We start from the raw sequence: 22,680 nt of genomic DNA, 5'->3' as shown, positions 1-22,680 counted from the left end.
CCGAAATCAGGCAACGAGCGGCGTCGCCGTTCGTCTGGCACGGCGCGCGCGGCGGCGTGAGCCGGTGGTAGTCGCGCAGACAATCCGCGGAAATACTTCCGAAACACGCTCCCCGTAGCTTCGGAAGCGAACGCCAATCGGGGAGGCAGCCCGTCCATATTTGCCGCGAAATCGCTTGCACTGTAAGATCTTTCGCCGGTCGACGTAATCGGGTGGGAGCGTTCGATGTCGGGCGCGTTGATCGGCATCGCCGGCGCGGTCGGCGCTTTGGGGGGCGTCGGCATCAACGTAGTGCTGCGCACGTCCTACGCGGGACCCGCTAAATCCGCGACCACCGCCTTCTGGGTGTTCTTGGTGTTCTACCTGATCTGCGTCGCGGTGACCTGGGCGGCTTACGTCCGGCGCTGCGACGCCACGTCATTGGTGTGAGCTGAACGCTGGGATCCGGACCCGTCCAAGCCCGCCTCGGCGCCGAATCACTTCGGCGGACGGTTTCGCCCAGGCGGTGGACCGACCCTCTTCGGCCTGGTTAGCTGACGAGGGATCGGGGTATCGATCCGGGTGATCCAAACGCTGGCCTCGCCCGTGTCAGTGGTGTGCGGGTTCGGTTGCAACACTCCAGTGGCCCGGAATTACGGGCCGCCCTGGTCGGACGCGAGGCGAAAGGCGGACATGCTGGGACACCTCTACGATCGGGCGCTCGCCGGCGAGCAGTGTTGGATTCGCCATGAAGACGGCGAGGTTCGGGTGCTGCCGGCGCACCGCTGGCTGGGCGCACGGTGCTCCCCGAACGGCGGATTGGTCGATGCCCTCGACGAGGTCTTCGACGAAGCCGTCACCCAGATGTGCAGCGGGCCGACGATTGAGCTCGGCTGCGGGCCAGGACGATTGGTGGCGCGGCTGTTTGAGCGGGGGATACCCGCACTCGGCATCGACCGGTCCGCGACCGCGATCCGGCTGGCCGGGCGCGTCGGCGCGCCGGCCCTGCTGGGCGACGTGTTCGAGCCGCTGCCCGGCATGGGCCGGTGGCAGACGGTGCTGCTGGTCGACGGCAATGTCGGCCTGGGCGGAGACCCGCGGCGGATTCTGGCGCGCGCCGCCGAGCTGCTGCGCCGCGGCGGGCGCTGCGTGGCCGAATTCGAGGCCGACGCCATCGGCATCCGCGCGCGCTGGGTGCGGCTGGAGTCGGCCTGCGATGTCGGGCCGTGGTTCCGCTGGGCATCGGTCGGGGTGGACAGCGCTGCCGCACTGGCGGCCCAAGTCGGACTGACGTTGACCGGCGTTCGGCTGATCGGCGGTCGGGTGATCGCCAGCCTGGCCGCGCCATGAGCGGGTTGGGTGACCGGTTGCTCATCCATTTTCGGAGCCCGCTGCGTGGCCCGTGGCTGACGTCGGTGTTCGGGCTGGTGCTGTTGGTGGCGCTGCCGATCATCACGATCACCGGGCTGCTGTCCTATATCGCCTACGCGCCGCAATTCGGCCAGGCCATCCCGGCGGACGTCGGGTGGCTGCGACTGCCGTTGTTCGTCTGGCCCACCCGACCGTCGTGGCTGTACCGCTTGACGCAGGGCATCCACGTGGGTCTCGGACTGGTGATCATCCCGGTTGTACTGGCCAAGTTGTGGTCGGTGATCCCGCGGCTGTTCGCCTGGCCACCGGCACGGTCGGCCGCTGCGCTGCTGGAGCGAGTGTCGCTGGTGATGCTGGTCGGCGGGATCCTGTTCGAGATTGTCACCGGCGTGCTGAACATCCAGTACGACTACATCTTCGGGTTCAGCTTCTACGACGCGCACTACTTCGGCGCGTGGGTCTTCATCACCGGGTTCCTGATGCACATCGCGATCAAGCTGCCGCGGATGGTCACCGGATTACGGTCGCTGTCACTGCACGACGTGTTGCGCACCGGCCGCGCCGACACCCGTCTGGAGCCGCCCGATGTCGACGGCTTGGTGGCCACCGACCCGGCCGAACCGACGATGAGCAGGCGCGGCGCCCTGGCGTTGGTCGGCAGCGGTGTCTTGCTGATCGCAGCCCTCACCGTCGGCCAGACCCTCGGCGGGGCCTCCCGCGGCGCCGCCCTGCTGCTGCCACGTGGCCGAGGCCGGGGTGATTTCCCGGTCAACAAGACCGCGGTCGCCGCGGGCATCAGCCGCGAAAGCGTCGGCGAGAGTTGGTCACTGGTCCTGCGCGGCGGGCTCACACCGATCGCATTGGACCGCGCGGCACTGGCCGGTATGCCGCAGACCACCGCGCGCCTGCCGATCGCGTGCGTCGAGGGATGGTCGACCGTGCAGACCTGGAGCGGCGTCCGGCTGGCCGAGCTGGCCCGCGTCGCCGGTGTACCCGCGCCGCGCTCGGCCCGGGTGATTTCCCTGCAGCGAGGCGGTGCGTTCGGGCAGGCGACGTTGCAAGCCAACCAGATTGGCGACCCCGAGGCGCTGCTGGCGCTGCGGGTCAACGGCGCCGACTTGTCTTTGGACCACGGCTATCCGGCCCGGATCATCGTGCCCGCGCTGCCGGGTGTGCACAACACCAAATGGGTGGCCGCCATCGAATTCGAAGGCAGTTGAGATGCCAAGACTCTCAACACGTTTCGCCGCGATCTACGGATCACATCCGCTGCATCTGCTGACAATGCTGACCGGCTTCGCGCTGATGGGCTACATCCTGGTCGTCTTCAAACCCGCGACCCTGTGGAACTCCGGCACCTGGTGGCAGTCGATCGCGGTCTGGTTCGCCGCCGCCGTGGTCCTTCACGATCTGCTGTTCTTCCCGCTCTACGCGTTGGCCGACCGGGCGCTGTGGGCACGCTGGCGGCCGACCCGCGAACTCCCGAACGTGCTCGCCCGCAACTACATTCGAGTGCCGGCCTTGGGGGCTGGGCTGACGCTGCTGATCTTTTTGCCCGGCATCATCGAGCAGGGCAGACCCACGTATCAGGCGGCGACCGGACAAACCCAGCAGCCCTTCCTGGGCAGGTGGCTGCTGCTCACCGCGGCGATGTTCGGGCTGAGCGCTATCTGCTACACAATCCGGCTCGTGGCGGCGCGTCGGCGCACCTCGCCCAGCGAAGCCAAAAACCCAGTCTAGGGCAGTAGATCCGGCGAACTGGCAAACATCCGGCGCGGCGATTTCGCACCATCTTCCGCGCTTCTACGCAAACGTCAGTTTGCTCTGACGGGGTGGGGGTACAGTCCCCTACATGACGGCGAGGGTCCCGAGCATGACACCGTGTTTCAAATGGTTGCTGCGGGCCCGTCCCGCCGACTATGCGCTGGCGTTGAGCGTTGCCAGCGCTTCGCTACCGGTGGTGGGTAAGCACCTGGAACCACTGGGTGGTGTGACCGCGATGGGCGTCTGGGGCGCGCGGCATGCACCGGAGGCTTTCTCTACCTTGAAGAAGGACTGGCTGACGCCGGGGATCAACGACGTGCGTCGCCGGGACCGGGAAAGCACGCATGAGGTGTCCGTCGCGGCCTTGCGTGGCATCGTGTCGGCCGCGGACCTCGAGCTCGACTGGCCGGTGGTCGACAAGAAGCCGCCGATCTGGGAAGCGTTGGGGCAGCGCCGTTACCTGTACCGCCGGGCGGTCCACTATGGCGACCACCCCGCGCAGGTGCTGGACGTGTGGCGGCGCAAGGATCTGCCGGCCCAGCCCGCCCCGGTGCTGATCTTCGTGCCGGGCGGCGCCTGGGTGCACGGCCGGGCCATGATGCAGGGCACCGCCCTGATGTCGCGACTGGCGGAGCAGGGCTGGGTGTGCCTGGCGATCGACTACCGCGTCGCGCCCTATCACCGGTGGCCGCGGCACATCACCGACGTCAAGACCGCGATCGCGTGGGCGCGCGCCAACGTCGACAAGTTCGGCGGCGACCGTGATTTCGTTGCAGTGGCGGGCTGTTCGGCTGGCGGGCACCTGTCCGCGCTGGCCGGACTGACGCCCGACGACCCGGGCTTCGAGCACAGGCTGCCGGAGGGCGCGGACAGCTCGGTAGACGCGGTGGTCGGCATCTACGGCCGCTACGACTGGGAGGACCGCTCCACCCCCGAGCGTGACCGGTTCGTCGAATTCCTGGAGCGGGTGGTCGTCAAGAAGTCGATCGCCCGTCATCCCGAGCTGTACCGCGACGCGTCGCCGATCGCGCGGGTGCACCGGAATGCTCCGCCGTTCTTGGTGATTCACGGCAGCAAGGACAGCGTCATCCCCGTCGAGCAGGCGCGCAGCTTCGTCGAGCGGCTGCGGGCGGCCTCGCATTCGATGGTCGGGTACCTCGAGTTGCCCGGGGCCGGACACGGCTTCGACATGATCGACGGCGAGCGCGCCGGCGTGGCGGCTCATGCCACTTCGCTGTTCCTCAACCAGATTTACCGCACCAAGGTGCAGATCAGGTCAAAAGAGGTCATCTAGCTCACTCGCTCAGTAAGGTCCCTGCTTGAGGGGAAGGGGCAGCGATGAAACGGCTCAGCGGCTGGGACTCGGTACTGCTGTACAGCGAGACCCCGAACGTGCATATGCACACGATCAAGGTCGCCGTCGTCGAGATTGACCCGGACCGCCGAGATTTCGACGTCAATTCGTTTCGCCAGGTCATTGGGGCCAGGCTGAACAAGCTCGAGCCCTTCACCTATCAGCTCGTCGACATCCCGTGGAAGTTCCATCATCCGATGTGGCGCGAGCATTGCGAGGTCGACCTGGACTACCACATCCGCCCGCTGCGGTTGCCCGAGCCGGGCGGTCGCCGCGAGCTGGACGACGCGATCGGGCGCATTGCCAGCACCCCGCTGGACCGCGACCGTCCGCTGTGGGAGATGTACTTCATCGAGGGCCTGGCCAACAACCGGGTCGCGGTGGTCGGCAAGATCCACCACGCGCTGGCCGACGGCGTCGCCTCGGCCAATCTGATGGCCCGGGGCATGGACCTACTGCCCACACCGGAATGCGGCCCGCAGGTCACCGACCCCGCGCCGTCGAAGTCGCAATTGGTGCGCTCGGCGTTCTTCGACCACCTCCGTCAGGCCCGCAAGCTGCCCGGGACCTTCCGCTATACGGCGCAAGGGGTCAATCGGGTCCGGCGCAGCTCACGCAAGCTCTCGCCGGAGCTGACCATGCCCTTCACGCCGCCGCCCACCTTCCTCAACCACCGGATCACCCCGGAACGCCGTTTCGCGACGGCCACCCTGGCGCTCGCCGACATCAAGGAGACGGGCAAGAAGTGCGGCGGGACCGTCAACGACGTGGTGTTGGCCATCTCCACCGGGGCGTTGCGCACCTTGCTGTTGCGTTACGACGGCACGGCCGAACCGCTGCTGGCTTCGGTCCCGGCGAGTTTCGACTTCTCACCCGAACGGATATCGGGCAACTACTTCACCGGGTTGATGATCGCGCTGCCGGCCGACCTCGATGATCCGTTGGAGCGGCTGCGGGCCTGCCACGACAACGCGGTTTCCGCCAAAGAGGCCTTCCACCTGGTCGGCCCCGAATTGATCAGCCGGTGGTCGAACTACATGCCGCCACTGGCCACCGAGTCGTTCTTCCGCTGGGCGTCCAGCCGCGACGGCCAGAACAAGGTGCTGAACCTGCCTATCTCGAACGTGCCCGGACCGCGCGAGCATGGTCGCGTCGGCGGCGCCAAGGTCACCGAGATCTACTCGGTCGGGCCGTTGACCGCGGGCAGCGGACTCAACATCACCGTGTGGAGCTACGTCGACCAGCTCAACATCTCGGTGCTGTCCGATGGTGCCACCGTCAAGGACCCGCACGAGGTGACCGAGGCGATGGTTGCCGACTTCATCGAATTACGCAGGGCTGCAGGGCTTTCCGAAGAGCTGACGGTAGTCGAAGCCGCGATGGCCCCGGCCTGACCGGTCCGGCCGTCGCAACACCGGCGAAATTTGGTAACGAGACTCTCTCCTGGTGTCAATGCCATTTCCGTCGGCGGCTACCATCAGTCGGTAACAGCCACTGGTTTGCCACCGACTTAGAAGGAGATGGGCAGCTACCGTGAGCACCGACGAAGCCAACGAGCCCGAGGTCCTGGTCGAACAACGCGGCCGAATCCTGATCATCACCATCAACCGGCCCAAGGCCAAGAACGCGGTGAACTCCGCGGTGGCCAATGGCCTGGCGGCGGCCGTCGATCGGCTCGACGAGGAGCCCGGTCTGTCGGTGGGCATCCTCACCGGGGCGGGCGGCTCGTTCTGCGCGGGCATGGATCTCAAGGCGTTTGCCCGCGGCGAGCTGCCGATCGTCGAGGGCCGCGGCATGGGATTCACCGAGCGTCCGCCGGTCAAGCCGCTGATCGCGGCCGTCGAGGGCTACGCGCTGGCCGGCGGCACCGAGCTGGCACTGGCCACCGACCTGATCGTGGCGTCGAAGGATTCGGCCTTCGGTATCCCGGAGGTCAAGCGCGGCCTGGTCGCCGGTGGCGGCGGGTTACTGCGGCTGCCGCAGCGCATCCCGTCGGCCATCGCGATGGAGCTGGCGCTGACCGGCGAGAACCTCTCCGCGGAGCGAGCCGCCGCCCTGGGCATGGTCAACGTGCTGGCCGAGCCGGGGAAGGCGCTGGACGCCGCGATCGATCTGGCCGAACGGATCGCCGCCAACGGGCCGCTCGCGGTGGCCGCCACCAAGCGGATCATTGTGGAGTCCCGCGGCTGGAGCCCGGACACCATGTTCGCTGAGCAGAACAAGCTGCTGGCTCCGGTCTTTTCGTCCAACGACGCGAAGGAGGGCGCGATCGCATTCGCCGAGAAGCGCGCTCCCCAGTGGACCGGCACCTGAGATTCGATACACTATGTTTTTAGAGTCCGCGTCCGGGCGCAAAAGGGTTGGGATTCAGAGGGATCGAGTATGAGCGTTTCGTTGCTTCTCGAGATGGCTGTGTCGAGCAACCCCGACCGCACCGCCGTCGTCTCGGGCGAAACCCGGCTGACGACGCAGGAGCTCAGCGATCTGGCCGACGGCGGCGCCGGAGTTATCGCGGAATCGGGTGCTCAGCACGTGGCCTATGTGGGCGTCGGCGGCGCGATGCTGCCGGTGCTGATCTTCGCCGCGGCACGCGCCGGGCTGCCCTTCACCCCGCTCAACTACCGGTTGTCCGCCGCGGGCATCCAGACGCTGATCGAGCGGCTGCCCGAACCCCTGGTCATCGTCGACGGTCGCTACAAGGACATGCTCGGCGATTCGTCCAAGCGGGTGATGGATTCCGACGACTTCCTGACGGCCGCCCGCAGCGCCGAGCCCGCTGCTGAGGGGCTCGCGTTTCCCGATCCGGAGTCGGTCTCGATCGTGCTGTTCACCTCCGGCACCACGTCGCAGCCCAAGGCTGTCGAGCTCTCGCACAACAACCTGACCAGCTATGTGACCGGAACCGTCGAATTCGACTCGGCCGGTGAACAAGACGCGGCACTGATCTGCGTGCCGCCGTATCACATCGCCGGTGTCGGGGCCGCGCTGTCGAATCTCTACGCCGGCCGCAAGATGGTCTACCTGCCCAATTTCGATGCCAACGAATGGGTGCGGCTGATCGGCGCCGAGCATGTGACCACCGCGACGCTGGTGCCGACCATGCTGGACCGCGTCGTCACCGTGCTCGAGACGGGCGACGAGACTTCCCGCGAGCTGACGTCACTGCGCAACCTGGCCTACGGCGGGTCGAAGGTCGGCCTGCCACTGGTTCGCCGGGCACTCGAGCTGTTGCCGAATGTGGGCTTCGTCAACGCATACGGGCTGACCGAGACGAGCTCGACGATCGCGGTGCTCACGCCCGACGACCACCGCGCGGCCCAAGCAGCCTTTTCAACGTCCGACGTGGCCGCGATCAGGCGGCTGGGTTCGGTGGGACGGCCGGTGCCCGGCATCGAAATCGAGATCCGCGACGAAGAGGGCAAGGTACTGGCCGCCGGTGAGACCGGCGAGCTCTTCGTGCGCGGCGAGCAGGTGTCCGGCCGCTACACCGGGATCGGCTCGGTACTCGACGAAAACGGTTGGTTCCCAACCAAAGACATCGCGATGCTAGATGAAGAAGGCTACCTGTTCATCGGCGGACGCAGTGACGACACCATCATCCGCGGCGGCGAGAACATCGCCCCCGCCGAGCTGGAGGAGGTGCTCGTCGAGCATCCGCACGTGCGCGACGTCGCCGTCGTCGGCGTCGAAGACGCGCAGTGGGGACAGGCGATCGTCGCCGTGGTGGTCCCGCGGCCCGGTGCCGATCCCGATCCCGAGGAATTGCGGGAGCATGTCCGAAAGGCTTTGCGCGGTTCGCGTACCCCCGACCGCGTAGTGTTTCGCGACGAGTTGCCGACCACCCCCACGGGCAAGGTCTTGCGGCGGGAAATCATCGAAGATTTAGCAGGATTGCAGGCCGCACCGGCCGAGCAGTAAGTAGAGGACGAAAAATCATGATCAAGAACGGAACCCGCCTCACCAGTCAGGTGTGTGACACCCAGGTGATCGTCGTCAGGAGCTCCGACAGCCTCGACGATCTGCGCTGCGGCGGGGCGCCGATGGTGCCGATCGGCGGCGAGCGCTCGGGCGAACTCGACCCGGCTTTCGCCGAGGGCACCGTGATGGGCAAGCGCTATGTCGACGACGCCGGCGCCGAGGTGCTGGTGACCAAACCGGGCGCGGGGAGCCTGAGCATCGGTGCGACTCCGCTGGCACTCAAAGAGGTCAAGCCGCTTCCGGCGAGCGACTAGCCGTCCTGCTTGCCCGGCATCCCATTGCGGGTGACGAATTCCCTTGCCTTGATCAGGAATTCGAGCTGCTCGCCGACCTGGCTGAGCGGGAGCACCGAGCGGGTCGAGCGGGCCAGCACGACCGCGCCTTCGAGCGCTGAAATCGAGGTCACTGCCAGCGAGGCGGCGTCGTCGTCGTTGAAGCCGTCTTTGGCAAACGCCCGGGTCAATGCCGTGCACCACCGGCCCAGGATCATGCCGGCTTCGCTGGTCAGGTCCTGATCGTTTTCGTCCGAGCTGATCGCGGCCGCGACCACCGGGCAGCCGGCGAGGAAGTCGCCGTCGGTCAGCAGACGCTCCCAGAGTTCGATGAACTCGCGCAACAAGGTGCGGGCGCCGTGGTCGGCGGCGGCGTCGATGGTGGCGGTGATGGCATCCCCCGAATACCGCAGGGCCTCGCTGAGGATCTGATTGCGGCCTTCGGGGAAGTGGTAGTAAACCGAGCCGCGGGGGGCGCCGCTGCGGGCGAGCACGGCGTCGATCGTGACGCCGGCGGCTCCGCGCTCACGCATCACCTCGGCGGCGCTGACGAGCATCTTGGTGCGGGTGCCGCCACGCTTCGTCGACGAAGGTCGGGGTTCGACGTCGCTGATCGGCACTCTCGTACCTCCTAGGGCTGACGTCATGCAGCGTGCGGATGCCGCGATACCGGCCAGTGCATATTACGCGGGCTGAAACGGAAGGACGGGCGCTTTAGGTCGGGCACCTCGCGGGTGAATTGATAGCCGGCGACGTTGAGTTCGATGATCCACATGGTTTTTCTCCCGGCCTAGGGGTGCTGTCATGTGCCGGGGCCGGCGGCTCATGATTATGCTGAGAATCATATAAGGCATCGGTCTACTAAGCAAGTTGTTAGTGGAACTAAACTCGCAGACCACGGGAAATGTGTGACCTACGTCATTTACTCGCGGTGAGCTTAAGCTGAGCAAACCGTAAGGATTATGCCTTATTGCATAATTTTCGGTTGTGGGGTTCACTGTGGCATGGCACACATGCACAACAACACTGCCGATAAGATCCTTCCCGATCTCGACACCGTGACCCTGGAACGCGACGGCCACGTTTTGCTGATCGGCTTGAATCGACCGCATAAACGCAACTCGTTCGACCGTGCGATGCTCGCCGATCTCTCCCGCGCCTACGCGCTGCTGGAGTCCGACGCCGCGGTGCGGGCCGGGGTGCTGTTCGCGCACGGGGACCAGCTGACCGCCGGCCTGGATCTCGCCGACGTCGGCCCGGGCATCGCGGGATCTACCCCTTCGGCGACGCGACGCCCACTTCCAAGGCCGTTAACAGCGCCGAACGTGCACTGGCTGCGAATAAATGGCCGAAATCTCGCAGTGAGTGCACACTCGGCGCGGAAACCTTATGCCTCGAGGGTGTAGCCCATCGGCATCAGCACGCTCTTCTGCTGCGTGAAGTGCTCGACACCTTCCGGTCCGTTCTCGCGGCCGATGCCGGAGTTCTTGTAACCGCCGAACGGGCAGCACGGGTCGAAGGCGTACCAGTTGATGGCGTACGTCCCGGTGCGGATCTTCTCCGAGATCTCGATGCCTTTGGGGATATCGCTGGTCCACACGCTGCCGGCCAGGCCGTAGGCCGAGTCGTTGGCGATCTTGACCGCATCCTCTTCGGTGTCGTAGGCGATGATGGCGAGCACCGGCCCGAAGATCTCCTCCTGGGCGATCGTCATCTTGTTGTCGACGTCGGCGAACACCGTGGGCTGGACGAAGAAGCCGTTGTCCAGGCCCTCGGGACGGCCACCCCCACACACCAGCCGGGCGCCCTCTTCGATGCCCTTGGCGATGTAGCCCTCGACGCGTGCGCGTTGCTTCTCCGAGATCAGCGACCCGATCTGGGCGGCCGGGTCCGACGGCGGACCGACCGGCAGCGCCTGCACGAATTGGCTTACCGCTTCCACGATTTCGTCGTAGCGCGAGCGGGGCGCCAGGATGCGGGTCTGGCCGACGCAGGCCTGCCCGGTGTTCATGATCCCGGAGAACACCAGCATCGGGATCGCCGAGGCCAGGTCGACGTCCTCGAGCAGGATCGCCGCGGACTTACCGCCGAGCTCCAGCGTGCACGGCTTGAGCATCTCGGCGGCCCGACGGCCGATCTCCTTGCCGACGCCGGAGCTGCCGGTGAAGGTGAACAGGTCGACGTCCGGGTTGGAGGTCAGCGCCTGGCCGGTCTCGATACCGCCGGGCACCACCGACAGCACGCCCTCGGGCAGGCCGGCCTCGGCGAAGATATCCGCCAAAGCGTTTGTGGTGAGCGGGGTTTCGGCGGCGGGCTTGAGCACCACGGTGCAGCCGGCCAGCAGCGCGGGGCCCAGCTTGTTGACGGCCAGGAACAGCGGCACGTTCCAGGCCACGATCGCGCCCACCACGCCGACCGGCTCGCGGTGCACGATGGTCTGCCCGTAGGAGCCGTTGCGGATCTCGCGCCACTTGACCTGATCGACTGCCGGGCCAGCGAAGAAGTTCATCGCGCCCATCGAGCCCATCCAATGCATGGTTTCGATGGTGGTCGGCGGCTGGCCGGTCTCCCCGGCGAGCAGCGCGCTCAGTAGTTCCTTGCGCTCCTCCATCAGCTTGACCACGTTGGCGATGACGGCCGCGCGTTCCTTTGGTGGCGTGGCGGGCCAGGGGCCGTTGTCGAAAGCGGCGCGAGCCGCGGCGACCGCGGCGTCGACGTCTGCCGCCGCCGCCATCGGCGTCTTGCCGAAGTATTCGCCGGTGGCCGGACAGTGCACCTCGATCACCTCAGAGGTCGACGGCTCCGTCCACTTGCCGCCGATGAAAAGCTTGTCGTATTCGGTCTTGATGTCGCCCATGGCGCCACCCTACATAAGCGAGAGCAAAACGAGAACATGTTTCATTCTCGGGGTGAAAGCACCAGCACGAGATTGCTGACCAGGAACTCGCGCAGTACCGGCACCGACGTCAGCCACCAGGCCCATCGCGGGTGGTAGCGAGGGAATGCGGCTAGCAGCGCCCCGGTGTTCTCGGCCCAGCTCAGCCCCGCAGCCGCGGACACCGCGAACAACGACGACCCGTAGTCGTTCTTCGCGCGATGGCCGTGTTTGCGCGCATAACGAGCTGCTGCGCGCTCACCGCCCAGATAGTGCGTCAGACCCATCTCGTGCCCACCGAAGGGGCCCAGCCAGACGGTGTAGGACAGCACGGCCAGCCCGCCCGGCTTGGTCACCCGCAGCATCTCGGCGCCGAGCTGCCACGGCCGTGGCACGTGTTCGGCGACGTTGGACGACAGGCAGATATCCACCGAGTCGTCGGCGAACGGCAGCGCCATGCCCGACGCCCGGACGAACGAGTCCGCCGCGTGCCGCGCAACGGGCCCGGCGGTGTGCGTCTCGCTCGGGTCGGGCTCGACACCCAGGTAGTGCACGCCGGCGGCGGTGAACGCTTCGGCGAAGTAGCCCGGCCCGCCGCCGACGTCGAGGAGTATCCGGCCGGCCAGCGGTTCTGCGCGCGCGGCCAGCCACAGTTCGCCGACCATCGCCGCGGTATCGGTGGCCAGGGCGCCGTAGAACCGGGCCGGGTCCGGCTGCTCGTAGCGGAACTCGGACAGCAACCGCACCGAGCGCGACAGCGTGGCCCGTTGCGCGAAGATGTCAGTGACGGCCACAACGGGCAACCCTACGGACGGTGCCAGCTAGGCTGGCCGGTGATGTCTCATCTGCGATCCGTCCTGCTGTTGTGCTGGCGCGACACCGGCCACCCGCAGGGCGGCGGCAGCGAAGCCTACTTACAGCGCATCGGCGCGCAGCTGGCCGCATCGGGCGTCTCGGTCACCCTGCGCACCGCCCGGTATCCGGGCGCTCCGCGCCGCGAACTCGTCGACGGCGTGCGGATCACCCGCGCGGGTGGTCGCTACTCCGTCTATGTGTGGGCCCTGCTGGCAATGGCGGCGGCCCGGGTGGGCCTCGGACCGCTGCGGCGAGTGCGCCCCGACGTGGTCGTCGACTCGCAGAACGGTTTGCCGTTTTGCGCCCGGCTGCTCTATGGCCGCCGCGTGGTGGTGTTGGTCCATCACTGCCACCGCGAGCAGTGGCCGGTGGCCGGGCCGGTGCTCGGCCGGCTGGGTTGGTTCGTCGAGTCGTGGCTGTCGCCGCGGCTGCACCGGCGCAACCAGTACCTGACGGTGTCGCTGCCGTCGGCGCGTGACCTGGTCGCCCTGGGCGCCGACAACGAGCGGATCGCTGTGGTGCGCAACGGCCTCGACGAGGCGCCGGCGAAGTCGTTGGAAGGCCCGCGCTCGGCCGTGCCACGGGTCGTGGTGCTTTCGCGGCTGGTGCCGCACAAGCAGATCGAGGACGCGCTGGAGACGGTCGCCGAGCTGCGGCGGCGTGTTCCGGGGCTACCGGCACTGCATCTGGACATCGTCGGCGACGGCTGGTGGCGCCAGCGCCTCGTCGACCATGTCCGCAGCCTCGGCATCAGCGACGCGGTGACTTTCCACGGCCATGTCGACGACGTGACCAAACACCATGTGCTGCAAGGGGCTTGGGTGCATGTGCTGCCCTCCCGCAAAGAGGGCTGGGGCCTGGCGGTCGTCGAGGCCGCACAGCACCGGGTGCCGACGATCGGCTACCGCTGCTCGGGCGGCCTGACGGACTCGATCGTCGACGGTGTGACCGGGATCTTGGTCGACGACCGCGCCGAGCTGGTGGACCGCCTCGAAGAACTGCTGTGCGATCCGGTGCTGCGCGATCAGCTCGGGGTCAAGGCGCAGACGCGCAGCGGTGAGTTCTCCTGGGCGCAAAGCGCCGACGCGATGCGTGCCGTGCTGGAAGCCGTCCAAGCCGGGCAGTTCGTCAGCGGCGTCGTCTAACGCGCCAGACCGCGCCGACCAGCGCGCCGCCGCCGCCCACGAGCAGCATCCCCAGCCAGGCCAGGTGCGCGATCAGCGTGGCGGTGCGCCGGGCCGACGAAACCCCGGCGGCGTCACCGCCGATCCGGTACAGCGTCAACTCGCCGTCGCGGAACACCGGTGTGAGCGCGCCCAAGGTGCGCGCGGCCGAGCCCATATCGCCGGCGCTGTCCGATTCGACGACCAGCCAGCCCACGCCGGCCGGGGCCAAATCCGGCGGCGACGGCCCGGACAGCAGCAGCTCCTGGATCGCGCGGGCGCGGTTGCCCTCCCCGGGCACCACCCGTCCGGAGATCGCCAAGTCGCCGGTGCTCAGCACGTCGGCGCGCAGCCAGCGCGGCAGCGGATCCAGCACCGGCGCCGGACCCGACCAGGCGAAGCGGCGCATCGAGCCCGCGGGCAGCACCGCCACCGGCGCGGGCGCGCGGTTGATCGCCGCCGCCACCGCGGCCCACCCCGGCGGGTAGTGCACCGACGCGACCTTGTCGCCCACCCCCCACGCCAAATCGGGCAGCACCGCGATCAGCGCGAGACACCCCAGCAGCGCCGCGGCAAAGTCGGCCGCCGGATGCAGCCAGCGCCGCAGCGTCACCACCGCGCCGGCTGCCGCGAGGGCGTAGCCGGGCACCGCCAGCGCGACCCATTTCTGCCCGTCGCGCAGCACGCCCAGCCCGGGCGCCGCGTCAACCACCGCGGAAAGCAGGTGCAGGCCGGGCCCGGTGGCCAGCGCGGCCGGTACCACCACCGACACCGCCGCGAGCACCAGCAGCGGCACCACCGCCGGACGACGTAGCACCGTCGGGGCCCCGGCCGCCACCACACCCAGCAGCACCAGAGCCGAGATCAGCGCGAAAAGCGTTGCCCGCGAACTGGGTACGGCCTCGCCGTTCCAGATACCGCCGAGACTGGCCAGGCTGACCAACGTGCCCAGGCCGGGCTCGGCGCGCGGCGCGAAGGCGAGCACGCCGAGCGCGCTCGCCGCCTTGGGGGTGGACAGCGACGGGCCCGTCGCCGCGGCCACCAGCCACGGCAGCGCCGCCACCAGCGCGGCACCCAACGCCGCCGCCGCGCACCGCCAGCGGGCCCGGCCCGCACCCGGTGCGGCGACGCAGACCAGCGCCACCGTCGCGGCAAGCATCAGCCCGGTCGGCGTCAGCCCGGCCAGCGCGATCCAGAACGCCAACGCGCAAAAGCCTGGCTCGCCTGATCGCAGGCGCAGCACCGTCGTCGCCACCCACGGCAGGCAGCCGTAACCGACCAGCAGGCTCCAGTGCCCCTGCAGAAGTCGTTCGGCGACATAGGGATTCCAGATCGCCAGCGTGACCGCGACGAACTGGCCCGGCGTGCCGGCGCAGGGCAGCGCGGTGGCCACGAGCCGTGCCGCGCCCCAGCCCGCCAGCCACAACCCTCCGACCAGCAGCACCTTCACCACGACGCCGCCGTCGACCAGGTGCGAGGCCAGCGCCACGGCGAAATCCTGCGGGGTCGCCCGCGGCGGAGCGGTCAAGCCCAGGGCGGTATCGGACAGATAAGACCGCGGCGTGGAGACCGCGTCGCGCAGCAGCAGGTACCCCGGCCGCAGCAAGGGCGCCAGCACCAGCAACGCCAGGGCCAACGCATACCCGGGAAGAGACCACTGCACCGCGCGGCGCCATGGCGCGGTCACCGTCGGCGCAACCGCGGGCTAGTCCCGGTCGGGCGGGCCGGGCGGATTCGGCTCGGCGGCCGTGCCGTGCGGCGGATCGGAGCCGGGCGGATCGTCATCCGATTCGGAGTGCTGCGCGGGCAGCTTCTCGGTCTCGGCTTCGGCGCCGGGCACTCGTTCCTCGAGCCCACTGCGGCCGAAGAACTCCTCGTCGCCGCGGTCCAGGCCCGGGTCGGTCAGCGCGCTCTCGGTCCGCAGGCTGAACGACGCGAACAACCCACCGCCGATCAGCGCGATCAGGCCGACCGCGGTGAACGTGATCGGCAGCACCCGCGACCACAGGGCGAGCCGGTCACGCTCGTCGCGGGCCGCATTCACCTGGGATTCCACGGTGTCTTCGTTGGAGGTGACCTTGTAATCGGCCAACGTCAGCTCGGGCTTGAGCGGGTCACGGGCGAAGAAATGGTTGGCGTGCTCGGTCTGCTTGACGATGGTGCCCGAGACCGGGTCCACCCAGAGGGTCCGTTGCGCCGCGTAGTAGCGGGTCATCGTGATCTGCTCGGCCGGGTCGCCGCCCTGGATGCCCCACATCGCCGCGGACGTGGTCACCTTGCCGTCCTCGTCGCCGGCGTACAGCGACGGGTACTTCACCGGCGCCACCAGCTTTCCGTCGGCGCTGTAACCGATGTTCTGGGTGAACTTGTAGGTGGTCAGGCCGTTGACGTCCTCTTGGGTGTCGTAGTTGACGTCGTAGGTCTTCTGCGCGACCGGATCGAAGTACGGGTAGGTCTTCTTCTCGGTGTGGAACGGGAAGCGGTAGGACAACCCGTCGTGACGCACGGGGATCGAGGTGGGCGGGTTCTCGTCGTTGAAGGTGCGCGGCTTCTGGACGGCGCCGCCCGTGTGGGTGTCGTCGGAGACGGCCATCGCGGTCTTGCGGTTGAGCGTGACGGTGTCGACGATCGCCAGCAGCAGCCCGGTGTCCTTCTGCCGATCGGTGCGCCGCAGCGAGGTGCCGACCTGCAGCGTGACCACATCGGCGTTGGCCGGCGACTCGACGCTGATCTGCTGCTGGGAAACCAGGGGCACGTTCTGGTTGACGACGACGTGGTCACTGGACAGCGACGCCGAGTCGAGCGCGGTTCCGGTGCCGTCGCTGACCAACGTGGCGTCGATGTTGAGCGGGATCTTGGTGATCCGGCTGGTGGTGTAGGTCGACAGCAGCAGCGCGGCGATCAGCAGGGCAGCCCCGAGTCCGATGATTCCGCATGCGGCGAACCGCAACATAACCGCTCGGTTCACGTTGCTGTGCCCTCCCTAAATGCTCTAGGCAAATCCGTTCGACCCTAACAGCAGTACCCGATTCGGCAGGTAACAGAGCGCGGGCAGACTGTGATCGTGACCGATGGCGACCAGGCGGGCGGAACTCGCAGCTTCCTGCCCGCTGTCGAGGGTATGCGCGCCTGCGCGGCCATGGGCGTGGTCATCACGCACGTGGCCTTCCAGACCGGCCACTCCAGCGGTGTCGACGGCCGGCTGTTCGGCCGCTTCGACCTTGCCGTGGCGGTGTTCTTCGCGCTGTCGGGGTTCCTGCTGTGGCGTGGCCACGCGGCAGCGGTGAGGGAGCCGGGACCCGACGGTTTCAGGGGTCCGTCCATCGGCCACTACCTGCGATCGCGGGTGGTCCGCATCATGCCGGCCTATCTGGTGGCCGTCGTCGTGATCCTCACCCTGCTGCCTGACGCGGACCACGCCAGCCCTACCGTCTGGCTGGCAAACCTGACCCTCACCCAGATCTATGTGCCGCTCACCCTCACCGGTGGGCTGACCCAGATGTGGAGTCTCTCCGTCGAGGTCACCTTCTATCTCGCGCTGCCGATTCTCGCGCTGCTGGCCCGCCGCATTCCGGTGCGCGCCCGGGTGCCGGCGATCGCCGCGCTGGGAGCGCTCAGCTGGGGGTGGGGTTGGCTTCCTCTTTTTTCCGGGCACTCGGCGTCCGGCAATCCGCTGAACTGGCCGCCGGCCTTCTTCTCCTGGTTCGCCGCGGGCATGCTGCTGGCCGAGTGGGTGCACAGCCCGATCGGGCTGCCGCACCGGTTGGCGCGCCGGCGGATGCTGATGGCCGCCATCGCGCTGGCCGCGTTTTTGGTGGCCGCCTCTCCGCTGGCGGGTCCGGAGGGACTGACGCCGGGGACCGCGGCGCAGTTCGCGGTGAAGACCTCGATGGGATCGATCGTCGCGTTCGCGTTGGTAGCACCGCTGGTGCTGGACCGGATCACCACCCGGCACCGGCTGCTGGGCAGTGCCGGCATGGTCACCCTGGGTCGCTGGTCCTACGGCCTGTTCATCTGGCATTTGGCCGCGCTGGCCATGGTGTTCCCGGTGGTCGGGACGTTCCCGTTCACCGGCAACATGCCGACGGTGCTGGTGCTGACACTGGTCTTCGGTTTCGCGATCGCGGCGGTGAGCTACGCCCTGGTCGAATCGCCGTGCCGGGAAGCGTTGCGCCGCTGGGAGAGACGCGAGAAGCCGACCGCTGCGGTGATAGATGCCGAGGCGGATGCGATCGCGCCCTAGCCGGTGCGGTCCATCCACTCTTCCAGTGCGTCCGCGGACGGCAGGCTGGCGGCCTGCTCGATCTTCTCGATCAGGTCGGTGCCGTACTCGACGGTGGACCTGATGAAGTGGCCCAGCCCCGCCAAGTGGATGCCGTCGGTCAGCAGGTACGCACTCTCCCCGACCACGCTGACATGGCTGGGCTGCGCGGTCTCGCGGACAAACGCTTTGGGCCAGTGGTTGTCGCGGTTCCAGTCGTTGACCAGTTCCATCAGGCGCGGGCGCTCGCTGGCTTGGTAGTACCCCGCGGGGCTGACCGAGATCTCCAGGATGTCGGGCCGCAAGCCGTTGATCCGCAGGTTCACGTGCAGCTTGCCGCGCTGATAGTGGGACAGCACCATCAGGAATTCCGTGCCGTCGTCGCTGCGGAAAAATCGCAACTGGTGCGATCGCAGATAGCGTTCGATCAGCTCCGGGCTCAACGGCTCGATTTTCATGACCCTGATCGTGGAGCCGGGGCCTTGGAGGATTCTTGGTGTGTTCGCGGTCAGCTCGCCTCGGCGGCCGGCAACCGCGCCATGATCTCGGCCCGCACCGCCGAGCGTCGGGCCTTGCCGGCGTCGTCGCGCAGCGGGGTGTCGACGAATTCGATGAAGTCGGGGGTGGGCGGCACCTTGTAGCCCGCGATGTTGGCGCGCAGGAACTCCTGCACCCCCGCGGCATCCAGCGTCGAGTCGTCGGTCGTATGCACCAGCGCGTAGGGCACCTGTCCCAGATCGCCCGCGTTCGGGTCGGGGATGCCAACGACCAAGCAGGACAACACTTCCGGGTGTGCCGACAGCGCGCTCTCGATCTCCGCGGGATAGACATTGCGGCCGCCCACGGTGAACATGTCGACCCGCCGGTCCGACAGATACAGGAAACCGTCGGCATCGAAGTAGCCGAGATCGCCCAGCGAGTCCCAGCCGTCGTGGGATTTCGCCGTCGACCCGATATACCGGTAGGTCGGCGCGCTACCCGGGGCCGGCCGCATGTAAATCTCCCCCTCGACGCCGGGCGGGCAGGGGTTGCCGTCGTCGTCGAGCACCGTCATCTCGCCGCTGACGACGACGCCGACCGAGCCCGGGTGGGCCAGCCACTGCTCGCCGGAGATGAAGGTTAGCGCCTGTAACTCGGTGCCGCCGTACAACTCCCAGACTTTCTCGGGCCCGAGCAGGTCGATCCAGGCCTGCTTGATGGCCGGCGGGCACGGCGCCGCCAGATGCCAGAACCGCCGGATCGAGGACAGGTCGTAGGCGCCCGGGTCGGCCTGATACACCGGCAGCACGCGCTGCATGATCGTCGGCACCGTCACCATGAAGGTGACGCGGTGATCGGCGATGACGCGCAGGAATTCGTGCGGGTCGAACCGATCCGTCAGCACCAGATGGTGGCCCATGATCAGCGCGAGTGCCGCCACCGTGATCCCGGTGTTGTGGGATAGCGGCACCGGAACATATGTGGTGTCGCAGTCTTGAGCGCCCATCGCATAGGCCGCCAGCGGTGAGAGGCGGCTGTCGACGCCGGCTTCGATCAGCTTGGGCCGCCCGGTGCTGCCGCCGGACCCCATCGCCTTCCACGTCGGTGACACCGCCTCCGGTAGCGGCGCATCGGATAATGCCGCATCGGGGATGAAACCCTTTACCACGCTTGGTATTTCAGGGTGTTCGGCGCCGACCAGCAGGGCACGCGGCCGCAGGTCCAGCAGGCCCTGCAACTCCGCGGTCGGCAGTCGCGGCGACAACGGCTGCGGCACCGCGCCCAGCTTCCAGCACGCCGCCGCTGCCTGCACGAACTCGACGGAGTTGGGCAGCAAGATCGTCACGTAGTCGCCGACGCCGACGCCGCGTTCGGCGTAGGCGCGCGCCAACCGGTTCGTCGACCGGTCGAGTTCGGCGCGGGTGAGCGTTACGCCGTCGCAGGTGACCGCCGGCTCGTCGGGACCGAGTTCGGCCAGCGCGGAAATCTGCGAACCGATCGGCGGGATCGGTTCACTCATATGCGCCCTGCCGCTCGAAGATGCGCCGCGGGTTGTCGACCAGCATGGTGTGCAGTTGCTCCTCGGTGACGCCGCGCTCTTTCAGGGCGGGGATCACGTCGTTGTGGATGTGCAGGTAGTGCCAGTTCGGTGCCATCTGCGGGACGAGTTCTTCGGGCAGCGCGTCGAAGTAACAGTTGGCGTCGTGCGAGAGCACCATCTTGTCGGCGTGCCCGCGCTCGCACATCTGCGCCACTATGCCGACTCGTTCTTCGAACGGTGAGATCACGTCGAGGCCGAACCTGTCCATTCCGAGATAGGACCCCGCGGCGACGAGCTCTTCGAGGTAACCGACGTCGGTGCTGTCGCCCGAATGGCCAATGATCACCCGGCTCAGGTCCACGCCCTCCTCTTCGAAGATGCGCTGCTGCTCGAGCCCGCGCCGCAGCCCAGCGTGGGTGTGCGTGGAGATCGGCACGCCGGTGCGCTTGTGCGCCTGGGCGACCGCGCGCAACACGCGTTCAACGCCGGGGGTGATGCCCGGCTCGTCGGTGGCGCACTTGAGGATTCCGGCCTTGACGCCGGTATCTGCGATGCCCTCCTCGATGTCCTTCACGAACATGTCGGTCATGATCTCCGGGCCGCCCAGCATGCCGCCCGGGCCCTCGTAGTGGAACCGGAACGGGATGTCGTTGTAGGTGTAAAGCCCAGTCGCCACAACGATATTCAGATCGGTCGCCGCGGCCACTCGCGCAATGCGTGGGATGTAGCGGCCCAGCCCGATCACGGTGAGGTCGACGATGGTGTCCACGCCCCGCGACTTCAGCTCGTTGAGCCGGGCGATCGCGTCGGCCACCCGCTTTTCCTCGTCGCCCCAGGCATCGGGATAGTTCAGCGCGATCTCGGTGGTCATGATGAAGACGTGCTCGTGCATGAGCGTCACGCCGAGATCGGCGGTATCGATGGATCCGCGCGCGGTATTTAGTTCGGACACGTGGCTGATGCTAGGCCGGGCCGCAATCATCCGACAGAGGCAGTTTGCGACGACAATTCGGATTTCCCAGCTAACCGCGGGCTGATACCGCGACCCCGCACATCGGCGTACCGTCTGCCGCATGTTGCTCAACCCCAACCACCTGAACCGTCAATACCCCGACGCTCGCTCGGGGGAGATCATGGCCGCCACCGTGGACTTCTTCGAGTCCCGGGGCAAGGCGCGGCTCAAGGCCGACGACCATGCGCGGGTTTGGTATTCCGACTTCCTGGACCACATCGGCCGGGAGCGGATCTTCGCCTCGCTGCTGACCCCTTCCGAGTACGGCGCCGCCGACTGCCGCTGGGACACCTACCGGATCAGCGAGTTCGCCGAGATCGTCGGCTTCTACGGATTGAACTACTGGTACCCCTTCCAGGTCACGGCCCTTGGCCTGGGCCCGATCTGGATGAGCGACAACGAGGACGCCAAGCGCAAGGCCGCCGCCCAGCTGGAGCAGGGTGAGGTGTTCGCCTTCGGCTTGTCCGAGCAGAGCCACGGCGCCGACGTCTACCAGACCGACATGATCCTGACGCCGTCCGAGCACGGGTGGGTCGCCAACGGCGAGAAGTACTACATCGGCAACGCCAACGCGGCCCGCATGGTCTCCACCTTCGGCAAGATCGCCGGCCCTCCAGGACAAGAAGACGAGTACGTGTTCTTCGTCGCCGACTCCCAGCACGACCGGTACGAGCTGAAGAAGAACGTCGTCAACTCGCAGAACTATGTCGCCAACTACGCGCTGCACGACTATCCGGTCACCGAGGCCGACCTGCTGCACCGCGGCCCCGAGGCCTTCCACACCGCGCTCAACACCGTCAACGTCTGCAAGTACAACCTCGGCTGGGGCGCGGTCGGCATGTGTACCCACGCCATGTACGAGGCGGTCACCCACGCGTCCAACCGCTACCTGTACGGGACCGTCGTCACCGACTTCAGCCACGTGCGCCGGCTGCTCACCGACGCCTACACGCGACTGATCGCGATGAAGCTGGTCGCCACCCGCGCCTGCGACTACATGCGCAGCGCCTCGGCCGACGACCGCCGTTACCTGCTGTACAGCCCGCTGACCAAGGCCAAGATCACCAGCGAGGGCGAGCGGGTGATCACCGCCCTGTGGGACGTGATCGCGGCCAAGGGTGTGGAGAAGGACACCATGTTCGAGGCGATGGCCCGCGAGATCGGACTGTTGCCCAGGCTGGAAGGCACCGTTCACATCAACATCGGGCTGCTGGCCAAGTTCATGCCCAACTACCTGTTTGCGCCGAACGGTGCGCTGCCGCTGATCGGGCGCCGCGACGAAGCCGCCGACGACGCGTTCCTGTTCAACCAGGGCCCGACCGGGGGATTGGGCAAGGTCGGGTTCCACGATTGGCGCGCGCCGTTCGACAGCTTCGCGCATCTGCCCAACGTCGCGCTGCTGCGCGAGCAGATCGACGTGCTGGCCGAGATGCTGGCCAGCGCGACACCAGATGCGGTGCAGCAGAAGGATATTGACTTCGCGTTCGGGGTCGGCCAGTTGTTCGCGACGGTGCCCTACGCCCAGCTGATCCTGGAGGAAGCCCCACTGTCGGGAGTGGACGAGGCGCTGATCGACGAGATTTTCGCCGTGCTGGTCCGCGACTTCAACAGCTACGCCGTCGAATTGGCGGACAAGCGCGCTACGACCGACGCGCAGGCCGCGTTTGCGATGCGGATGATCCGTCGCCCGATGTTCGACCAGGCGCGCTACGACCAGGTCTGGAAGGAACACGTGCTGCCGATCAACGGCGCCTACCAGATGCGGCCATAGCTCTT

20 protein-coding genes and 2 pseudogenes are annotated in these 22,680 nt (G+C 67.5%); 13 read left to right on the top strand and 9 right to left on the bottom strand.

Annotation, left to right across the window (positions count from 1 at the left end):
* Window positions 1–213: 213 nt before the first annotated feature.
* From SKC41_RS05440 to SKC41_RS05400, 9 genes and pseudogenes are all read left to right on the top strand, one after another.
* A pseudogene (locus SKC41_RS05440) lies at window positions 214–429 on the top strand (MFS transporter); the annotation flags it as partial.
* A gap of 243 nt (window positions 430–672) precedes the next feature.
* Complete coding sequence (locus SKC41_RS05435) at window positions 673–1,329, top strand: class I SAM-dependent methyltransferase (RefSeq protein WP_330976686.1); 657 nt, start codon at window positions 673–675, stop codon at window positions 1,327–1,329.
* The gene (locus SKC41_RS05430; protein WP_330976685.1) at window positions 1,326–2,570 is read left to right on the top strand and encodes a molybdopterin-dependent oxidoreductase; all 1,245 of its coding nucleotides are present in this window, start codon (window positions 1,326–1,328) and stop codon (window positions 2,568–2,570) included. Before SKC41_RS05435 ends, SKC41_RS05430 begins: the two co-directional genes overlap by 4 nt.
* Window position 2,571: 1 nt before the next feature.
* Window positions 2,572–3,090, top strand: a complete 519-nt coding sequence (locus SKC41_RS05425; protein ID WP_330976684.1) for a hypothetical protein — start codon at window positions 2,572–2,574, stop codon at window positions 3,088–3,090.
* Between the two features lie 112 nt (window positions 3,091–3,202).
* On the top strand, window positions 3,203–4,408 hold the full coding sequence (locus SKC41_RS05420) for an alpha/beta hydrolase (RefSeq protein WP_330976683.1): 1,206 nt from the start codon (window positions 3,203–3,205) through the stop codon (window positions 4,406–4,408).
* 44 nt (window positions 4,409–4,452) lie between these two features.
* A complete protein-coding gene (locus tag SKC41_RS05415) occupies window positions 4,453–5,862 on the top strand; it encodes a WS/DGAT/MGAT family O-acyltransferase (RefSeq protein WP_330976682.1) in 1,410 nt (469 codons plus the stop codon).
* Window positions 5,863–6,001: 139 nt separating this feature from the next.
* Complete coding sequence (locus SKC41_RS05410) at window positions 6,002–6,781, top strand: crotonase/enoyl-CoA hydratase family protein (protein WP_330976681.1); 780 nt, start codon at window positions 6,002–6,004, stop codon at window positions 6,779–6,781.
* Between the two features lie 69 nt (window positions 6,782–6,850).
* Complete coding sequence (locus SKC41_RS05405) at window positions 6,851–8,386, top strand: class I adenylate-forming enzyme family protein (protein WP_330976680.1); 1,536 nt, start codon at window positions 6,851–6,853, stop codon at window positions 8,384–8,386.
* A 17-nt stretch (window positions 8,387–8,403) separates the two neighbouring features.
* Window positions 8,404–8,700: a hypothetical protein gene (locus SKC41_RS05400; RefSeq protein ID WP_330976679.1), complete on the top strand. Its 297-nt coding sequence runs from the start codon at window positions 8,404–8,406 to the stop codon at window positions 8,698–8,700.
* Here the strand turns inward: SKC41_RS05400 and SKC41_RS05395 are convergent.
* The gene (locus SKC41_RS05395; RefSeq protein ID WP_330978757.1) at window positions 8,697–9,275 is read right to left on the bottom strand and encodes a TetR/AcrR family transcriptional regulator; all 579 of its coding nucleotides are present in this window, start codon (window positions 9,273–9,275) and stop codon (window positions 8,697–8,699) included. The genes SKC41_RS05400 and SKC41_RS05395 overlap by 4 nt on opposite strands.
* Window positions 9,276–9,361: 86 nt before the next feature.
* On the bottom strand, window positions 9,362–9,493 hold the full coding sequence (locus tag SKC41_RS05390) for a hypothetical protein (protein ID WP_330976678.1): 132 nt from the start codon (window positions 9,491–9,493) through the stop codon (window positions 9,362–9,364).
* Between the two features lie 238 nt (window positions 9,494–9,731).
* On the opposite strand from SKC41_RS05390, the pseudogene SKC41_RS05385 reads away from it, so the two are divergent.
* Window positions 9,732–9,983, top strand: a pseudogene (locus SKC41_RS05385) (enoyl-CoA hydratase-related protein); the annotation flags it as partial.
* 122 nt (window positions 9,984–10,105) lie between these two features.
* On the opposite strand, the gene SKC41_RS05380 reads toward SKC41_RS05385, so the two are convergent.
* Together SKC41_RS05380 and SKC41_RS05375 are read right to left on the bottom strand one after the other, a co-directional pair.
* A complete protein-coding gene (locus SKC41_RS05380) occupies window positions 10,106–11,575 on the bottom strand; it encodes an aldehyde dehydrogenase (protein WP_330976677.1) in 1,470 nt (489 codons plus the stop codon).
* Window positions 11,576–11,616: 41 nt separating this feature from the next.
* On the bottom strand, window positions 11,617–12,387 hold the full coding sequence (locus SKC41_RS05375; protein ID WP_330976676.1) for a class I SAM-dependent methyltransferase: 771 nt from the start codon (window positions 12,385–12,387) through the stop codon (window positions 11,617–11,619).
* A 42-nt stretch (window positions 12,388–12,429) separates the two neighbouring features.
* Here SKC41_RS05375 and SKC41_RS05370 point away from each other — a divergent pair, with 42 nt between their 5' ends.
* A complete protein-coding gene (locus SKC41_RS05370) occupies window positions 12,430–13,593 on the top strand; it encodes a glycosyltransferase family 4 protein (RefSeq protein WP_330976675.1) in 1,164 nt (387 codons plus the stop codon).
* Here the strand turns inward: SKC41_RS05370 and SKC41_RS05365 are convergent.
* Complete coding sequence (locus SKC41_RS05365) at window positions 13,577–15,274, bottom strand: hypothetical protein (RefSeq protein WP_330978756.1); 1,698 nt, start codon at window positions 15,272–15,274, stop codon at window positions 13,577–13,579. The two genes, SKC41_RS05370 and SKC41_RS05365, sit on opposite strands and share 17 nt — an antisense overlap.
* A gap of 42 nt (window positions 15,275–15,316) precedes the next feature.
* Entirely contained in the window at window positions 15,317–16,579 is a 1,263-nt protein-coding gene (locus tag SKC41_RS05360) for a DUF3068 domain-containing protein (protein WP_330976674.1), read from the bottom strand.
* Between the two features lie 153 nt (window positions 16,580–16,732).
* On the opposite strand from SKC41_RS05360, the gene SKC41_RS05355 reads away from it, so the two are divergent.
* Window positions 16,733–17,854 (top strand): acyltransferase family protein, encoded by a 1,122-nt coding sequence (locus SKC41_RS05355; protein WP_442931665.1) that lies wholly within the window; start codon window positions 16,733–16,735, stop codon window positions 17,852–17,854.
* Here the strand turns inward: SKC41_RS05355 and SKC41_RS05350 are convergent.
* The 3 genes from SKC41_RS05350 to SKC41_RS05340 are packed head-to-tail and all read right to left on the bottom strand — an operon-like array spanning window position 17,851 to window position 20,844.
* The gene (locus tag SKC41_RS05350) at window positions 17,851–18,330 is read right to left on the bottom strand and encodes a YbjN domain-containing protein (protein WP_330976672.1); all 480 of its coding nucleotides are present in this window, start codon (window positions 18,328–18,330) and stop codon (window positions 17,851–17,853) included. The two genes, SKC41_RS05355 and SKC41_RS05350, sit on opposite strands and share 4 nt — an antisense overlap.
* A gap of 50 nt (window positions 18,331–18,380) precedes the next feature.
* A complete protein-coding gene (locus SKC41_RS05345) occupies window positions 18,381–19,871 on the bottom strand; it encodes an AMP-binding protein (RefSeq protein ID WP_330976671.1) in 1,491 nt (496 codons plus the stop codon).
* Window positions 19,864–20,844: a phosphotriesterase-related protein gene (locus SKC41_RS05340; RefSeq protein ID WP_330976670.1), complete on the bottom strand. Its 981-nt coding sequence runs from the start codon at window positions 20,842–20,844 to the stop codon at window positions 19,864–19,866. The genes SKC41_RS05345 and SKC41_RS05340 overlap by 8 nt, the downstream gene beginning before the upstream one ends.
* A 121-nt stretch (window positions 20,845–20,965) precedes the next feature.
* Here SKC41_RS05340 and SKC41_RS05335 point away from each other — a divergent pair, with 121 nt between their 5' ends.
* The gene (locus SKC41_RS05335; protein ID WP_330976669.1) at window positions 20,966–22,675 is read left to right on the top strand and encodes an acyl-CoA dehydrogenase; all 1,710 of its coding nucleotides are present in this window, start codon (window positions 20,966–20,968) and stop codon (window positions 22,673–22,675) included.
* Window positions 22,676–22,680 lie beyond the last annotated feature (5 nt).

This window comes from Mycobacterium sp. 050128, assembly GCF_036409155.1.
In the GTDB taxonomy this organism is placed as follows: domain Bacteria; phylum Actinomycetota; class Actinomycetes; order Mycobacteriales; family Mycobacteriaceae; genus Mycobacterium.
The sequence above is the reverse complement of the archived record's forward strand: the minus strand, read 5'-3'. Positions and strand labels throughout refer to the sequence as shown.

Coding starts and splice junctions, on each gene's coding strand:
- SKC41_RS05435 (WP_330976686.1), top strand. CDS start 673: ATGCTGGGACACCTCTACGATCGGGCGCTCGCCGGCGAGCAGTGTTGG.
- SKC41_RS05430 (WP_330976685.1), top strand. CDS start 1,326: ATGAGCGGGTTGGGTGACCGGTTGCTCATCCATTTTCGGAGCCCGCTG.
- SKC41_RS05425 (WP_330976684.1), top strand. CDS start 2,572: ATGCCAAGACTCTCAACACGTTTCGCCGCGATCTACGGATCACATCCG.
- SKC41_RS05420 (WP_330976683.1), top strand. CDS start 3,203: ATGACGGCGAGGGTCCCGAGCATGACACCGTGTTTCAAATGGTTGCTG.
- SKC41_RS05415 (WP_330976682.1), top strand. CDS start 4,453: ATGAAACGGCTCAGCGGCTGGGACTCGGTACTGCTGTACAGCGAGACC.
- SKC41_RS05405 (WP_330976680.1), top strand. CDS start 6,851: ATGAGCGTTTCGTTGCTTCTCGAGATGGCTGTGTCGAGCAACCCCGAC.
- SKC41_RS05400 (WP_330976679.1), top strand. CDS start 8,404: ATGATCAAGAACGGAACCCGCCTCACCAGTCAGGTGTGTGACACCCAG.
- SKC41_RS05395 (WP_330978757.1), bottom strand. CDS start 9,275: ATGCTCGTCAGCGCCGCCGAGGTGATGCGTGAGCGCGGAGCCGCCGGC.
- SKC41_RS05390 (WP_330976678.1), bottom strand. CDS start 9,493: ATGTGGATCATCGAACTCAACGTCGCCGGCTATCAATTCACCCGCGAG.
- SKC41_RS05380 (WP_330976677.1), bottom strand. CDS start 11,575: ATGGGCGACATCAAGACCGAATACGACAAGCTTTTCATCGGCGGCAAG.
- SKC41_RS05370 (WP_330976675.1), top strand. CDS start 12,430: ATGTCTCATCTGCGATCCGTCCTGCTGTTGTGCTGGCGCGACACCGGC.
- SKC41_RS05355 (WP_442931665.1), top strand. CDS start 16,733: ATGCGCGCCTGCGCGGCCATGGGCGTGGTCATCACGCACGTGGCCTTC.
- SKC41_RS05350 (WP_330976672.1), bottom strand. CDS start 18,330: ATGAAAATCGAGCCGTTGAGCCCGGAGCTGATCGAACGCTATCTGCGA.
- SKC41_RS05345 (WP_330976671.1), bottom strand. CDS start 19,871: ATGAGTGAACCGATCCCGCCGATCGGTTCGCAGATTTCCGCGCTGGCC.
- SKC41_RS05335 (WP_330976669.1), top strand. CDS start 20,966: ATGTTGCTCAACCCCAACCACCTGAACCGTCAATACCCCGACGCTCGC.